Raw genomic sequence first — 14,183 nt, forward strand, 5'->3', positions numbered from 1 at the left:
GGCCCCTTTCAGAAAAACACATCCGCCGCCGGAATGCTGACCCGGCCTTTGGCGGTGTTTAGGACAAGGTTGCCCCCTGCGTCCACTGTTTCGAAGGTCCCAACCGTTTCCGACGCTGCGGTCCGGGCGGTGATGACCTCACCCAATCGCGCCGCGCGGGCCAACCAGGCGGTTCGGATCGGTTCAAACCCGTAGGTGACGAACTGAGTCTCATATCGGGCGTAGGCTACGGCCAGTTCGGTCAGGAAGTCCTCGGGCGTGACATGGGCTCCTGTTTCGGAGAGAAGCGAGACGGGGCGAACCGCGCAAGCCTCGACCGCATCTGCGCCGGGTGCCTCAGACAGGTTCACGCCGATCCCTATGGACAGGTGTGAAACACCGCGTCCTTGCCCTGTGCTTTCCAGCAGAATCCCAGCCAGTTTACCCCCATTCAGCAACACATCGTTGGGCCACTTTAATGACAACCCCGCCGCCCTGCCCGTTACTGCAACACAGGCGTCGAACAAAGCCAGAGCGGCGACAAAGCTGCGCAGCGCTGCCTGTTCCGGGTTCCCTTGCGGTCGCAGCAACAGAGTGGCTGCCAGATTGCCTTTCGGGTTTGCCCACGCACGCCCCCGGCGTCCACGCGCGGCGGTCTGGTGATGAGCCATGATCCACACTGGGCCCGGCGTCGTCGGCGCGATGCGAGCAGCCTCGTTCAGAGTGCTGTCGACCTCTTGCAGAACATGCAGTCCGTATCCCTGCGGCCAGCCCATCATGTCAAAAAGGCCCGGCCGACTGACCGAGCCCCCTGTTTTTGCCCACTGTCCATATCAATTGACAAGTGTTGCCGCCGCTGCAGCTGCTGCGCCTTCTACGCCAAACTGATAGAACACACCGACCAACATCAACGCAGCCGACCCCATGAGGGCGACCCAAAGAACCGGAGAGGGGCTTGTTTCGATGGGGTCTTCGTTCTCGGCGCCGAAATACATGTAGAACACGATCCGCAGGTAATAGAACGCACCAATCACCGAGGCGATGGCGGACACGATCACCAAACCGGTCAGCCCAGCAGCGACACCCGCCTGCCAGACGCCAAACTTGGCAAAGAACCCGAGCATCGGCGGCACGCCCGCAAGGCTGAACATCAGGATCAGAACCGCCAGTGCCTTGCCCGGTTCCCGCTTGGAATACTGGCGCAGCGCGTCAATGTCTGTGACGGGCTTGCCGTCACGCTCCATCATCAGGATGAAGGCAAAGGTGCCGATGTTCATCGTGACGTAGATCGCCAGATACATCAGCATTGCCTTGATGCCCAACTCGGTCCCGGCGGCCAGGCCGATCAGTGCATAGCCCATATGCGCGATCGAAGAAAACGCCATCAGTCGTTTGATATCGCGCTGACCAATTGCCGCGACCGCGCCCAGCAGCATCGACAGGACCGAGAGCAAAACGATCACCTGCTGCCAGTCCTTTACAACACCGCCAAACGCATCGTGCATCAGACGCGCGAACAGGGCCATTGCCGCTACTTTCGGAGCGGTAGCAAAGAACGCGGTGATCGGGGTGGGCGAGCCCTCGTACACATCCGGCGTCCACATATGGAACGGCACAGCCGAAACTTTGAAAGCCAGACCCGAGATCAGGAAGACCAGACCGAACAGCAGGCCCACCGAGATTTCGCCGTCCTGCACGGTCGCGATGATGCCCGAGAACAGCGTTGTGCCGGTAAAGCCATAGACTAGTGACGCGCCATACAGCAGCAGGCCCGAGCTGAGCGCGCCCAGAACAAAGTACTTGAGACCGGCCTCGGTCGATTTCGCACTGTCCCGACGCAGGGCGGCGACAACATAGAGGGACAGCGACTGCAGCTCGAGCCCCATGTACAGCGACATCAGATCGCCCGCGCTGACCATCATCATCATGCCAACAGCGGCCAATGCCACCAGCAACGGATACTCAAAGCGCAGCAGGTCGCGGCGGGCCATGTAATCCTGGCTCATCACCAGAACCGCAGCCGCAGACAATAGGATCGCCACTTTCGAGAAGCGCGCGAACCCGTCGTCGATGAACATTCCATTGAACGCGACGTTGGTGCCATCACCGTTGGTGGCAATCCAGATCGCCAGCAGTGCCATCAAGCCTGCAGTCGTCCAGACCAGTACAGGTGCCAGCCCGTCTTTCGTTGTGTAGACAGCCCCCAGCAGCGCCGCCATCGCATATACGGCCAGAACGATTTCCGGCAGGATTATTATCAGATCAGCCTGGATCATGTCTCCAAAGCCTCCTTAATGCGAAGCGGCTGACTGGGTCGCGGCCTCGGCCGCGGCCAGAGCCGTGTCATAGTTCGAAATCAGCGCGGCAGTCGACTGACCGATTACATCGGTCACCAGCGACGGGTAGACACCCAGCAGGATGGTCATCACGATGAGCGGCGCAAAGATCAGCCGCTCACGTGAGCTCATGTCCGTCATCGCCTTCAGGCTTTCTTTGATCAGGTCACCGAAAACGACCCGTCGATACAGCCAAAGCGCATAACCAGCAGAGAAGATCACACCGGTTGCGGCCACAGCCGTCACCCATGTGTTGACCTGGAAGGCACCCATCAGGGTCAGGAACTCTCCGATGAACCCAGACGTACCCGGCAGGCCAACATTAGCCATAGTGAACAGCATGAAGACCAGCGCATAGGCGGGCATGCGGATCACCAGACCACCGTAGGCATCGATCTCGCGCGTGTGCATCCGGTCATAGATCACGCCAACACACAGGAAGAGGGCGGCAGAGATAAAGCCGTGGCTGATCATCTGGAAGATCGCGCCGTCAATGCCCTGCTGGTTCGCCGCGAAGATACCCATGGTCACAAAGCCCATATGCGCGACCGAGGAATAGGCGATCAGTTTTTTCATGTCCTCCTGCACCAGCGCGACCAGCGAGGTGTAGACCACGGCAATCGCCGACATCCATAGCACCACATCGGTCATCACTGCCGAGCCCACTGGGAACATCGGCAGGCTGAACCGCAGGAAGCCGTAGCCGCCCATCTTAAGCAGGATCGCGGCCAGCACGACTGAGCCCGCCGTCGGGGCCTGGACGTGCGCGTCCGGCAGCCATGTATGAACCGGCCACATCGGCATCTTCACCGCGAAAGAGGCAAAGAACGCCAGGAACATCAGCGTCTGCATACCGCCGACGACATAGACGCCCAGAACGCTAAACCCTTCGGAGGCGAAGTGATGGCTCATAAGCGCTTCGATATCTGTGGTGCCTGCATCGGCATACATCGCAACCATCGCCACCAGCATCAGCACCGAGCCGAGGAAAGTGTAGAGGAAGAATTTGAAGCTGGCGTAGATGCGATCCTTGCCGCCCCAGATGCCGATGATCAGGAACATCGGGATCAGGCCCGCCTCGAAGAACAGGTAAAACAGCACCAGATCCAGCGCCATGAACACGCCCAGCATCAGCGTTTCCAACAGCAGGAAGGCGATCATGTATTCCTTGACGCGGTCCGTCACCTGCCAGCTGGCCAGTATGGTCAGCGGCATGATGAAAGTGGTCAGCAGCACGAACAAAACGCTGATGCCGTCGACGCCCATCTTGTATTTCAGGCCAAGCAACCACTCACCCTCTTCCACCATCTGGAAGCCGGTGTTTGAAGGATCAAAGCCTGTATAGATGCCGATTGAAACCAGGAAAGTCACAGTCGTCGCCACAAGCGCGACCCATTTTGCATTGCGTTGCGCAGCGGCGTCCTCACCATGAAGGAACAGCGCCAGAATGCCGGCCGCGACTGCGGGGATGAAGGTGACGATGGAGAGGATATTATCCATTATTGTGCGCCTCCGCCGATCGACATCCAGGTGACAAGGGCAGCGATGCCCAGAACCATCCAGAAGGCGTAAGTAAAGATGTAACCGGTCTGCGCCTTGCCTGCGAGGCGGGTGAAGAAGGGCACGACGCCCATTGCAATGCCATTCAGGAAACCGTCAATCGTGTTTCCGTCACCGCGTTTCCACAGCAAGCGACCGAGCGCCAGAGTGGGTTTCACGAAGATCACGTCGTAAATCTCGTCGAAGTACCACTTGTTCTTGAGGAACAGGTACAGCGGGCGCTGGTTTTCGGCCAACCGCGCAGGCAGCGAGGTATTCACGATGTAGAACCAATAGGCGACGACAAAACCCAGCACCATGGCCACGAAGGGCGAGAACTTGACCCATTTCGGAACCGCGTGGGCATCGTCAAGAACCGTGTTGTCTGGAGCGATGTACAGCGCCCCCTCCCCCGGTTCGCCAACAAAGCTGTAGTGGTGCTTGCCACCAAGCTTGTCATCGCTCGCATGCGCCTCGTCCCCGTGGGGCTCGTCGGCATGTGCCGCATCGCCTTGATCTTTCGCCTCGCCATGCTCGGACGCTTCGGCAACAGGAATGCCGTAGAATTTGCCGACCTGATCGACGTGGCCGAAGAAGTTGTTGAACCAGATCATACCGGCAAACACCGCGCCCAGCGACAGGACGCCCAGCGGCACCAACATGACCATCGGGCTTTCATGCGCATGGTCATGTGTGTGTTTGTCCCCGCGGGGTGTTCCGTAAAACGTCAGGAAAATCAGACGCCAGCTGTAGAACGAGGTGAAAACCGCAGCGATTACCAGCATCCAGAACCCGTAGGACGCCCCGGCCGCGTAAGAGCTTTCGATGATCGCGTCTTTCGACAGGAACCCGGCAAAACCGATGGGCGTTCCGAACAGCGTCACGATAAAGCTGGGGATACCAACACCGGTAATGGCCAGTGTTCCGATCATCATCGCCCAGAACGTATAAGGGATCTTTTTGCGCAGACCGCCGTATTCGGTCATCTCCTGCTCGTGATGCATTGCGTGGATCACGGAGCCCGCACCAAGGAACAGCAGGGCCTTGAAGAAGGCGTGTGTGAACAGGTGGAACATGGCCGCCGAGTACATGCCAACACCCGCAGCGACGAACATGTAGCCCAGCTGCGAACAGGTCGAATACGCGATGACGCGTTTGATATCCGTCTGTACCAGACCCACAGTCGCAGCGAAGAAGGCTGTCGTCGCCCCCAGAGCCGTGACGAAACCGGTCGCGCCTGGCGCGAACTCCATCAGCGGCGACATGCGGCAAACCAGGAAGACACCGGCGGTCACCATGGTTGCGGCGTGGATCAGCGCCGACACAGGTGTCGGGCCTTCCATCGCGTCCGGCAGCCAGGTGTGCAGGATCAATTGCGCCGACTTGCCCATCGCGCCGATGAACAGCAGGACACAGATCACCTCAACCGCGTTCCATTCCCCCCAGAGGAAAGACAGTTGCATCTGCGACAGGTCCGAAGCCGACGCGAAGATGTCCGAAAAGTTGATGCTGTCGGTCAGGAAGAAGATCGCGAAAATACCCAGTGCAAAGCCGAAATCGCCAACCCGGTTCACTACAAAGGCCTTGATCGCGGCAGCATTGGCCGAAGGTTTACGATAGTAGAACCCGATCAACAGGTACGAGGCGACGCCCACGCCCTCCCAGCCGAAGAACATTTGAACCAGATTGTCCGCTGTCACCAGCATCAGCATGGCGAAGGTAAAGAAGGACAGATAGGCGAAGAAACGCGGCTTATAGCTCTCGCCCTCGCGCCATTGCGGGTCGTGATCCATGTAGCCGAAGGAGTAGAGGTGCACGAGCGCCGAGACCGTCGTGACCACAATCAGCATAATCGCGGTCAGACGGTCCAAGCGGATGGCCCAGCTGGTCGACAACGAGCCACTTTCAATCCAGCGCAGGATTTCGATCTGTTGGGTCTGACCGTCGAAGGTAAAGAACACGATCCAGGACAAAAGGCAGGCCAGAAACAGCAGGCCCGTGGCGGTCCACATGGCGGCCTTTTCGCCAATGAACTTCCAACAGAACCCGCAAATCAGAGCACCCACAAGCGGGGCAAAGAGGATGGTGGTTTCCATAGTGCTCTTAGCCCTTCATCATATTGACGTCTTCAACCGCGATGGTGCCGCGGTTGCGGAAGAAGCAGACCAGAATGGCCAGACCAATCGCCGCCTCAGCGGCCGCCACGGTCAGTACGAACAGCGTAAACACCTGCCCGACCAGATCGCCCAGGAAGCTTGAAAACGCCACAAGGTTGATATTCACCGCCAACAGCATCAGTTCGATGCTCATCAGCAGGATGATGACGTTCTTGCGGTTCAGGAAGAGACCGAAGATGCCGATGACGAACAGCGTCGCCGCGACCGTAAGATAGTGTTCAAGTCCGATCATCGTCTCAAAGTCCCTGCCCCGGTTTCACGTCCTTCAACTCCATCGCCTTGGCCGGGTCGCGCATCATCTGGCCGACGATGTCCTGACGCTTGATGTCCTGACGGTGGCGCAGCGTCAGCACAATGGCGCCGATCATGGCCACCAGCAGGATCAGGCCTGCCAGTTGGAACAGAAGGAAGTATTGATCGTAAAGGATGACACCCAGCGCCTCGGTGTTGTGGCGATCCGCCGGGACCGGCTGCGCCAGATTGGCCGCCGCACCCTGCGCACTGTCCCATGCTCCAAAGGCCATGACGAACTGCATCAGGATCACCAGACCGATCAGCAAGGCCAGCGGCATATAGCGCGCCATCTCGGCCTTGAGTTCGGCAAAGTCCACATCCAGCATCATCACCACAAACAGGAACAGCACCGCGACCGCGCCCACATAGACGATGATCAGCAGCATCGCCACGAACTCTGCCCCAAGCAGCACGAACAGCCCCGCCGAGGACAGAAAGGACAAGATCAACCACAGCACCGAGTGCACCGGCTGGCGGCTGATTACCGTGAACAGCCCACCGGTGATGGCGCTTATGGCAAACAGATAGAAGGCAAAGACGGTCATTGATCCTCATCCTCGTTGTCGCCCATGACCTCTTGCGCCAGATCCAGCGCGCGGGTCATGGCCGGGATGCCGGCAAAGACCGACATCTGACCGATCGTTTCCACGATCTCTTGTTTCTTGGCTCCGGCCTCCAGCGCGTGGCGCACAGTCTGACGCACCGCCGCATCCGCCTGAGCGCCCTGACAGGTCAGCCCAGCCAGCGTCAACAACAAACGGGTCTTGGCGTCCAACCCATCCTTGTTGACGGTGTTGCCGAACATCATCTCCATGACCTCTTTGGGCATGGTCGGCCACAACGCCTCGAACCCCTTGGGCGAGAAATTCTCCATCGCCGGGTTCATCGCCTTGGCCATGTCCTGAGCTTGCTTCATCATCAGCTCAAACGGATTTGTCGGGCTGTCACTCATCGGTATGGCGCGTCCATTTCCAAGTTACGAGCGATCTCAGCTTCCCAGCGTTCACCGTTGTCGAGCAGTTTTTCCTTGTCGTAAAACAGCTCTTCCCGGGTTTCCGTGGCGAATTCGAAGTTCGGGCCTTCGACGATGGCATCGACCGGACAGGCCTCCTGACAGAAACCGCAATAGATGCATTTGGTCATGTCGATGTCATAGCGCGTCGTGCGGCGAGAGCCATCCTCGCGCGGTTCGGCGTCGATGGTGATCGCTTGGGCAGGGCAGACTGCCTCACACAGTTTGCAGGCGATGCAGCGTTCTTCGCCGTTCGGATAGCGGCGCAGGGCGTGTTCGCCGCGGAACCGAGGCGACAGAGGACCCTTTTCATGCGGGTAGTTCACGGTGGCTTTGGGGGCGAAGAAATACTTCAACCCCAACTTCATGCCGACCCAGAAGTCTTGTAGCAGGAAGTATTTCGCAGCGCGGGTGTAGTCGATTTGTGTCATAATCAGCCTCCAACGCTCCAACGGGCGAACGCGCCCCAGAACCAGTCGAACCTTGCCGCGAAGGCCACGAAAACCACCCAGACCAGCGAGAACGGCAGGAACACTTTCCAGCCTAAACGCATCAGCTGGTCATAGCGGTAGCGGGGCGTGATGGCTTTGACCATCGCGAAGAGGAAGAAGAAGAACGCCATCTTGGCGACCATCCACAGCACGCCGTCCGGCAGGCCCGGGATCGGCGACAGCCAGCCGCCGAAGAACAGCAGCGACGTCAGCGCGCACATCAGGAAGATAGCGATGTATTCACCGGCCATGAACAGCAGGAAGGGCGTGGCCGAGTATTCGACCTGATAACCGGCCACCAGTTCCGATTCCGCCTCGGGCAGGTCGAAGGGCGGGCGGTTGGTTTCCGCCAGCGCCGAGATGAAGAACAGGAAGACCATCGGGAAATGCGGCAGCCAGTACCAGCTGAAGAACCCGAACGAGCCGTCCTGCGCGCCCACAATGTCGCCGAAATTCATCGAACCGGTCGAGATGATCACGCCGATGATGATCAGGCCGATCGAGACCTCATAGGAAATCATCTGCGCGGCAGAGCGCAGCGAGCCAAGGAACGGGTACTTTGAGTTCGACGCCCAACCACCCATAATCACGCCATAAACTTCCAATGAGGATACGGCGAAGACATAAAGGATCGCCACATTCAGATCCGACAGCACCCAACCATCATTGAACGGAATGACCGCCCAAGCGATCATTGCCAGAACGAACGAGGTCAGAGGAGCGAGGATAAAGACAGTGCGGTCCGCGCCAGCGGGGATCACAACCTCTTTGACGACATATTTCAGCGCATCCGCCACCGATTGAAGCAAGCCATACGCGCCCACCACGTTGGGTCCGCGACGCATCTGGACTGCGGCCCAAATCTTGCGGTCACCGTAAACGAGGAACAACAGCGAGATCATCACAAACGCAACAACTGCAAGCACTTGCGCCAGAATGATGATGGCTATTCCGCCTGGGGTGTTAAAGAAATCAGCCATTGGTCCTCACACCGTGGGTATTCCGTTTTCCGCGCGCGATGTTCAGCCCAAGTGCCTGCGCATAGAGCGACTGGGGCGGCGGGTAGGTGTAAACAGCATCTACAGCCTTCGCGCTACCCTTTTCATTGCGTCTCAGACGCATTTCTTCGACACCCGCAGTACGGGGCGTCAAACGCGATATGAGACAGGTCTGGTTCATTCTGCCGCGATCTTTTCGGCTTTGCGTGCTTGCGCCTGAGCCGAAAGCTCGGCCATCAGCTGCGAAGCGCGTGCGATTGGGTTGGTCAGGTAGAAATCCTTGACGGCGTTGCGGAAGGTGGCTTGTCCCAGAGGACCAGCGTCCAACGGCTGAACCTCATTCTCGATCACCTGGTCGATCTGTGCCAGATGCGGCACGGCCTCAATCAGCGCAGTGCGCAGTTGCGCCAGAGAGTCGAAAGGAAGCGCAGCGCCCAGCTCGGCGGAGAGCGCCCGCAGGATAGCCCAGTTCTCTTTGGCCTCACCCGGCGCAAACCCGGCGCGCATGGCAAGTTGTGGGCGACCTTCGGTGTTCACGAACAGCCCGTTTTCTTCGGTATAGGCCGCACCCGGCAGGATCACATCCGCACGGTGGGCACCCTGGTCGCCGTGGCTGCCCTGATAGATCACAAAGGCACCCTCGCCTATTTCGACCTCATCCGCGCCGAGGTTATAGATCACGTCTGCGGCGCTGATCACATCCATGCCGCCTTCGTTGGTGGCATCCACATCCATCGCGCCGACACGCGACGCGGCGGTGTGCAGGATCAACAACCCGCTTTCGGTGTTCGCGGCAATCGTCTGCGCCGCGGCCAGCACTGCAGCGCCATCGGCTTCCTGCAATGCGCCCTGACCGACGATGACCAGCGAGGATTTGCCTTTGATCGCATCATCACCACCCATATCGACAACCTTTTGCAAGGCTGCGCGGTCGTCGCCCACATGATGGTAGTCGTAGGTCAAGTCCACTGCCGGCCCCACCAGAGCCACATCCGCCCCATGCGCCCACGCCTTGCGAATACGTGCGTTCAGGACCGGGGCTTCTTCCCGTGGGTTCGTTCCAATCAAAAGGATACGTTCCGCGCCGTCGATATCTTCGATAGCAGCTGTGCCGACATAGGCACCACGATTGCCCGCTGGAAGCTTTGCTCCATCGGTGCGGCATTCGACGACACCGCCCTGCCCTTCGATCATCTGTTTCAGCGCAAACGCAGCCTCGACCGGGGCCAGGTCGCCCACAATTCCGGCGGGCTTTTCAGCCCCTTTCAACGCTTCAGCGGCCTTGCTCAGCGCCTCAGGCCAGCTTGCCGGGCGCAACTTGCCGTTTTCGCGTACGTAAGGTTTGTCCAGACGTTGACGGCGCAGGCCGTCCCACACGAAACGGGTCTTGTCGCTGATCCATTCCTCATTCACACCATCATGGTTGCGCGGAAGGAACCGCATCACTTCACGACCCTTGGTATCCACACGGATGTTCGAGCCCAAGGCGTCCATAACATCGATGCTTTCGGTCTTGGTCAATTCCCACGGGCGCGCGGTAAAGGCATACGGCTTCGAGGTCAGCGCACCGACCGGGCACAGGTCGATGATGTTGCCCTGCAGGTTCGAATCCAGCGTCTGGTTCAGGTACGAGGTAATCTCAGCATCCTCGCCCCGCCCTGTCTGACCCATTTGGGTGATCCCGGCGACCTCGGTTGTAAAACGCACACAGCGGGTGCAGCTGATGCAGCGCGTCATCGCGGTGCCGACAAGTGGCCCGAGATCCAGATCATCCACCGCGCGCTTGGCTTCTTTGAATCGCGAACCCGAGACACCATAGGCCATCGCCTGGTCCTGCAGGTCACACTCACCACCCTGGTCACAGATCGGACAATCCAACGGATGGTTGATGAGCAGAAACTCCATCACCCCCTCGCGGGCTTTTTTGACCATCGGCGAGTTTGTCTTGACCTGCGGCGCCTCTCCTTCCGGTCCCGGACGCAAGTCGCGGACCTGCATCGCGCAAGAGGCCGCAGGTTTCGGCGGACCGCCAACGACCTCAACCAGGCACATCCGGCAGTTCCCGGCGATGGACAGACGCTCGTGATAGCAAAAGCGCGGCACCTCGACCCCGGCCTGTTCACAGGCCTGGATCAGCGTCATCGCACCATCGACTTCGATTTCCTGTCCATCGATATTGATCTTGCGGAGGTCAGACATGGTCTAGTTCGCCCTCAAATACACGCCAATGGCGCTGTTTCTTTCGATTTCCTTCTGCCCCAAAGTGCAAAAAGAAGTCGGATTGTCATACGACACCCCGTTCGAGGCCAGATAGGCCTCGCCCTTGGCGCGCATACGGTCCTTTTCAGCATCCGACTCCACGTAGGCCCGGATTTCGCTGTCCGAGTAACCGAGGCTATTCGCTTTGGATTTCAGCCCCCACATCACCCCAATCGCCTTCAGTCTGCGTCCGCTGATCGACGGACAGAATTCCGAAATTTCGTTCGCGATAGCGATGTAGTAGAGTTCGTCGTCGACCTCTTTGACTTCGCGCAAGGGTGGTTTGGCTTCAGCCACGGTTGGAAGTGCCAGAACCGACAGCAGAGCAAGCAATTTCATACCAGACATGACTATTCCTTTCGTCTTGGATACTCCAAAACGAAGCGGCGCGAGGGTGCTATTCAATATCACCTTCTGCGCCATGGGCTGATATGCAAAAAAACGGGTCATGGCCGCTGGCACGCTCCTGCAAAGGTCAGCTGATCATCGGTTATACGCAGGTTCTGCGGTTCGGTATCGGGACCGACCTTCCAGTCGATCTTGGATGTCCCAAACGCGCTGATGCAGAATTTGGTGCCCTCATAGCGCCCAGCCTCGCGAGCACCGTCCAGAGAAGCCGATGCACCACGCACCACAACCGTAAACTCGGTCGGTGACGCCCGTTTATCCACAGGTTTCGCTTTGGCGCGGAAAGCCTTGCCATCAAAGAGAATACGGTCGCTGGATGCCGTGCCACAGGCGGATACCAGCAACAGCCCTGCGATGCCCGCCAAGATTGTAAGTTTCGTTTTCGCCACTTTGGCCACTCCTGTCCGGAGGCTGGCGTTTGCGCGGCTGAAAGTATCAGACGATTGTGTCATCACCCCATTCACTCCGCCGCGACCTCGGCACAACGATTGTCGCGCCACTTGCTTGCCTGTTTCAATTCTGCCCATCCAAAGGCATGTTCACTTGGGCCATCCCGGCGCAGCTGTTCCAATCGTTCCAGCGCCTCGTCCAGGCCCGGCCGGTGCCCAATTGGGACCAACCACATCACGAAATGCTGGTCCCCCAGCAGTTCGAACCATTCCTGACGTCGTTCATAGAACTGCTTGTGAATGGTTCCCCAAACAAACTGCTCAAGACTTGCGACGTCTTCCCATACCGTAAGGTTCGCCACAAATTGCGGATCTCCACCGATAGCGTTTTCGGTGTTTCCCGTTCCCGGCTCGCCCGAGCCTTCCATCATCCAGACAAAGCCCGGCATTCGCTTGCCCAGACCATTGACCCGATCAAGATTGGCCATGAATTCAGCAACCCGCGGATCGTCCGTCGGGGCCAACAGGCGGCCAACATTCAGCTCGGCCAGGTGATATCCGTTGGGTTGTTTCAAAACGCAGCCACCAATGCCATCAGGCCGAGGATGACCATGCATGCCCAACCGCCCACATAAGCCATGGACCGCAAACCGCTATTCGGCTTGCCGATACCACGCAGGTGGATCACTAGCATCACCACACGTGCAACCAGCGCAACTGACGCCAGAAGGTTCACCCAGAACGGGTTTGCGCCCAACAGGATCGCCGCAACAGTGACAGCCAAAAAGGCCGGCAAGGTTTCCGTGCCATTCAGGTAAGCCCGGTTCAGGCGATACGCCTTATCCGAATAGTCCTGCTGAGGCGTCGCGCCGGGCGCCAGCCCCTTGCCCGCCTTGGCCAGTGCCGAAAACGGCGACATGAACAGAACAATCAGGGTGAAAACCACCAGTGACACGATCGCATGAGAATATTGGGCATAGGCTTCCATCAATCCTACTCCGCTGCCATCGCACCCATGCGGCCCGACTTCTGGGCCTTGATGCGGTCCTCGATCTCTTCACGGAAGTTGCGGATCAAGCCCTGGATCGGCCACGCAGCTGCATCTCCGAGCGCGCAAATCGTGTGGCCTTCGACCTGTTTTGTTACATCGAACAGCATGTCGATCTCTTCCAACTCGGCCTCGCCCTTCACCAGACGGTCCATAACCCGCATCATCCAGCCGGTGCCTTCGCGACACGGCGTACACTGACCGCAGCTTTCGTGTTTGTAGAACTTGGACAGCCGCCAGATCGCCTTGATGATGTCGGTGGACTTGTCCATCACGATCACCGCCGCAGTGCCCAGACCCGAGCCCAGATCGTTACGCAAATGGTCAAAATCCATGATCGCATCGCGCATGTGCTCACCGCGCACGCACGGCACTGACGAGCCACCGGGGATCACCGCCAGCAGGTTGTCCCAGCCACCGCGAATACCGCCGCAATGGGTCTCGATCAGCTGCTCGAAGGGGATCGACATCGCCTCTTCGACCACGCAGGGGTTATTCACATGGCCTGAGATTGCAAACAGCTTGGTACCCGCGTTGTTCTGGCGGCCAAAGCCGGCGAACCAGTCCGCCCCGCGACGTAGGATGGTCGGCACAACGGCAATGGACTCCACGTTGTTCACCGTGGTCGGGCAGCCATAAAGGCCCGCGCCCGCCGGGAACGGAGGCTTCATCCGCGGCATGCCTTTTTTGCCCTCAAGACTTTCGATCAGAGCGGTTTCCTCGCCACAGATATACGCCCCGGCCCCGTGATGCAGGAACAGATCGAAATCCCAGCCCGAACCAGCGGCATTCTTGCCTAGAAGACCGGCATCATAGGCCTCATCAATTGCGGCCTGCAGCGCCTCACGCTCGCGGATGTACTCGCCACGCAGGTAGATATAGCAGGTGTGCGCGTTCATCGCGAAAGACGCGATCAGGCAGCCTTCGATCAGCGTGTGCGGATCATGGCGCATGATCTCGCGGTCTTTACAGGTGCCAGGCTCGGATTCGTCAGCGTTTACAACCAGATAAGCCGGTCGCCCGTCGCTTTCCTTGGGCATGAACGACCACTTCAGACCGGTGGGGAAGCCCGCGCCGCCACGACCGCGCAAACCTGAGTCCTTCATTGTCTGGATGATCCAGTCGCGGCCCTTTTCGATCAGGCCAGCCGTACCGTCCCAATGCCCGCGGGCCTGCGCGCCTTTCAGCGTCCGCTCGTGCATCCCGTAGATGTTGGTAAAGATCCTGTCCTGATCCTTCAGCATCGTATCTAA

At 58.8% G+C, this 14,183-nt stretch carries 16 protein-coding genes; all 16 read right to left on the minus strand.

Translation table 11 applies throughout. The features are described from left to right. Positions 1–8: 8 nt before the first annotated feature. Positions 9–758, minus strand: coding sequence for a biotin--[acetyl-CoA-carboxylase] ligase (locus tag GOV53_RS09850; RefSeq protein WP_170466023.1), 750 nt, complete (start codon positions 756–758; stop codon positions 9–11). A 54-nt stretch (positions 759–812) separates the two neighbouring features. Next, positions 813–2,255, minus strand: a complete 1,443-nt coding sequence (gene nuoN, locus GOV53_RS09855) for an NADH-quinone oxidoreductase subunit NuoN (RefSeq protein WP_170466027.1) — start codon at positions 2,253–2,255, stop codon at positions 813–815. A gap of 15 nt (positions 2,256–2,270) precedes the next feature. Continuing rightward, entirely contained in the window at positions 2,271–3,815 is a 1,545-nt protein-coding gene (locus GOV53_RS09860; RefSeq protein ID WP_170422534.1) for an NADH-quinone oxidoreductase subunit M, read from the minus strand. Next, positions 3,815–5,950 (minus strand): NADH-quinone oxidoreductase subunit L, encoded by a 2,136-nt coding sequence (gene nuoL, locus GOV53_RS09865; protein ID WP_170466030.1) that lies wholly within the window; start codon positions 5,948–5,950, stop codon positions 3,815–3,817. The genes GOV53_RS09860 and nuoL overlap by 1 nt, the downstream gene beginning before the upstream one ends. A gap of 7 nt (positions 5,951–5,957) precedes the next feature. Next, entirely contained in the window at positions 5,958–6,263 is a 306-nt protein-coding gene (nuoK, locus tag GOV53_RS09870) for an NADH-quinone oxidoreductase subunit NuoK (RefSeq protein WP_005984024.1), read from the minus strand. Between the two features lie 4 nt (positions 6,264–6,267). Continuing rightward, entirely contained in the window at positions 6,268–6,870 is a 603-nt protein-coding gene (locus tag GOV53_RS09875; protein WP_170466033.1) for an NADH-quinone oxidoreductase subunit J, read from the minus strand. After that, complete coding sequence (locus GOV53_RS09880) at positions 6,867–7,277, minus strand: carboxymuconolactone decarboxylase family protein (protein ID WP_170466036.1); 411 nt, start codon at positions 7,275–7,277, stop codon at positions 6,867–6,869. Before GOV53_RS09880 ends, GOV53_RS09875 begins: the two co-directional genes overlap by 4 nt. After that, entirely contained in the window at positions 7,274–7,768 is a 495-nt protein-coding gene (gene nuoI, locus GOV53_RS09885; RefSeq protein ID WP_170331439.1) for an NADH-quinone oxidoreductase subunit NuoI, read from the minus strand. Before nuoI ends, GOV53_RS09880 begins: the two co-directional genes overlap by 4 nt. Before the next feature lie 2 nt (positions 7,769–7,770). Next, positions 7,771–8,808 carry an NADH-quinone oxidoreductase subunit NuoH gene (nuoH, locus tag GOV53_RS09890; RefSeq protein WP_170466039.1) on the minus strand — a complete coding sequence of 346 codons (1,038 nt, stop codon included), beginning with the start codon at positions 8,806–8,808 and terminating at the stop codon, positions 7,771–7,773. Continuing rightward, a complete protein-coding gene (locus GOV53_RS09895; RefSeq protein ID WP_170466042.1) occupies positions 8,801–9,007 on the minus strand; it encodes a hypothetical protein in 207 nt (68 codons plus the stop codon). The genes nuoH and GOV53_RS09895 overlap by 8 nt, the downstream gene beginning before the upstream one ends. Further along, positions 9,004–11,025 (minus strand): NADH-quinone oxidoreductase subunit NuoG, encoded by a 2,022-nt coding sequence (gene nuoG, locus GOV53_RS09900; RefSeq protein WP_170466045.1) that lies wholly within the window; start codon positions 11,023–11,025, stop codon positions 9,004–9,006. Before nuoG ends, GOV53_RS09895 begins: the two co-directional genes overlap by 4 nt. A gap of 3 nt (positions 11,026–11,028) precedes the next feature. Beyond that, complete coding sequence (locus GOV53_RS09905) at positions 11,029–11,433, minus strand: DUF5333 domain-containing protein (protein ID WP_170466048.1); 405 nt, start codon at positions 11,431–11,433, stop codon at positions 11,029–11,031. 98 nt (positions 11,434–11,531) lie between these two features. Then, positions 11,532–11,882 carry a hypothetical protein gene (locus GOV53_RS09910; RefSeq protein ID WP_170466051.1) on the minus strand — a complete coding sequence of 117 codons (351 nt, stop codon included), beginning with the start codon at positions 11,880–11,882 and terminating at the stop codon, positions 11,532–11,534. Between the two features lie 71 nt (positions 11,883–11,953). Further along, positions 11,954–12,457 (minus strand): DUF3291 domain-containing protein, encoded by a 504-nt coding sequence (locus GOV53_RS09915; protein ID WP_254439260.1) that lies wholly within the window; start codon positions 12,455–12,457, stop codon positions 11,954–11,956. Beyond that, positions 12,454–12,870: an MAPEG family protein gene (locus tag GOV53_RS09920; protein ID WP_170466056.1), complete on the minus strand. Its 417-nt coding sequence runs from the start codon at positions 12,868–12,870 to the stop codon at positions 12,454–12,456. Before GOV53_RS09920 ends, GOV53_RS09915 begins: the two co-directional genes overlap by 4 nt. Positions 12,871–12,875: 5 nt before the next feature. Continuing rightward, positions 12,876–14,174, minus strand: coding sequence for an NADH-quinone oxidoreductase subunit NuoF (gene nuoF / locus GOV53_RS09925; RefSeq protein ID WP_170422556.1), 1,299 nt, complete (start codon positions 14,172–14,174; stop codon positions 12,876–12,878). Positions 14,175–14,183 lie beyond the last annotated feature (9 nt).

The sequence above is a fragment of the Ruegeria arenilitoris genome, assembly GCF_013035315.1.
GTDB lineage: Bacteria > Pseudomonadota > Alphaproteobacteria > Rhodobacterales > Rhodobacteraceae > Ruegeria > Ruegeria arenilitoris_D.

Coding starts and splice junctions, on each gene's coding strand:
- nuoG (WP_170466045.1), bottom strand. CDS start 11,025: ATGTCTGACCTCCGCAAGATCAATATCGATGGACAGGAAATCGAAGTC.
- nuoI (WP_170331439.1), bottom strand. CDS start 7,768: ATGACACAAATCGACTACACCCGCGCTGCGAAATACTTCCTGCTACAA.
- GOV53_RS09875 (WP_170466033.1), bottom strand. CDS start 6,870: ATGACCGTCTTTGCCTTCTATCTGTTTGCCATAAGCGCCATCACCGGT.
- GOV53_RS09905 (WP_170466048.1), bottom strand. CDS start 11,433: ATGTCTGGTATGAAATTGCTTGCTCTGCTGTCGGTTCTGGCACTTCCA.
- nuoF (WP_170422556.1), bottom strand. CDS start 14,174: ATGCTGAAGGATCAGGACAGGATCTTTACCAACATCTACGGGATGCAC.
- nuoN (WP_170466027.1), bottom strand. CDS start 2,255: ATGATCCAGGCTGATCTGATAATAATCCTGCCGGAAATCGTTCTGGCC.
- GOV53_RS09850 (WP_170466023.1), bottom strand. CDS start 758: ATGATGGGCTGGCCGCAGGGATACGGACTGCATGTTCTGCAAGAGGTC.
- GOV53_RS09860 (WP_170422534.1), bottom strand. CDS start 3,815: ATGGATAATATCCTCTCCATCGTCACCTTCATCCCCGCAGTCGCGGCC.
- nuoL (WP_170466030.1), bottom strand. CDS start 5,950: ATGGAAACCACCATCCTCTTTGCCCCGCTTGTGGGTGCTCTGATTTGC.
- GOV53_RS09920 (WP_170466056.1), bottom strand. CDS start 12,870: ATGGAAGCCTATGCCCAATATTCTCATGCGATCGTGTCACTGGTGGTT.
- GOV53_RS09895 (WP_170466042.1), bottom strand. CDS start 9,007: ATGAACCAGACCTGTCTCATATCGCGTTTGACGCCCCGTACTGCGGGT.
- GOV53_RS09880 (WP_170466036.1), bottom strand. CDS start 7,277: ATGAGTGACAGCCCGACAAATCCGTTTGAGCTGATGATGAAGCAAGCT.
- nuoH (WP_170466039.1), bottom strand. CDS start 8,808: ATGGCTGATTTCTTTAACACCCCAGGCGGAATAGCCATCATCATTCTG.
- nuoK (WP_005984024.1), bottom strand. CDS start 6,263: ATGATCGGACTTGAACACTATCTTACGGTCGCGGCGACGCTGTTCGTC.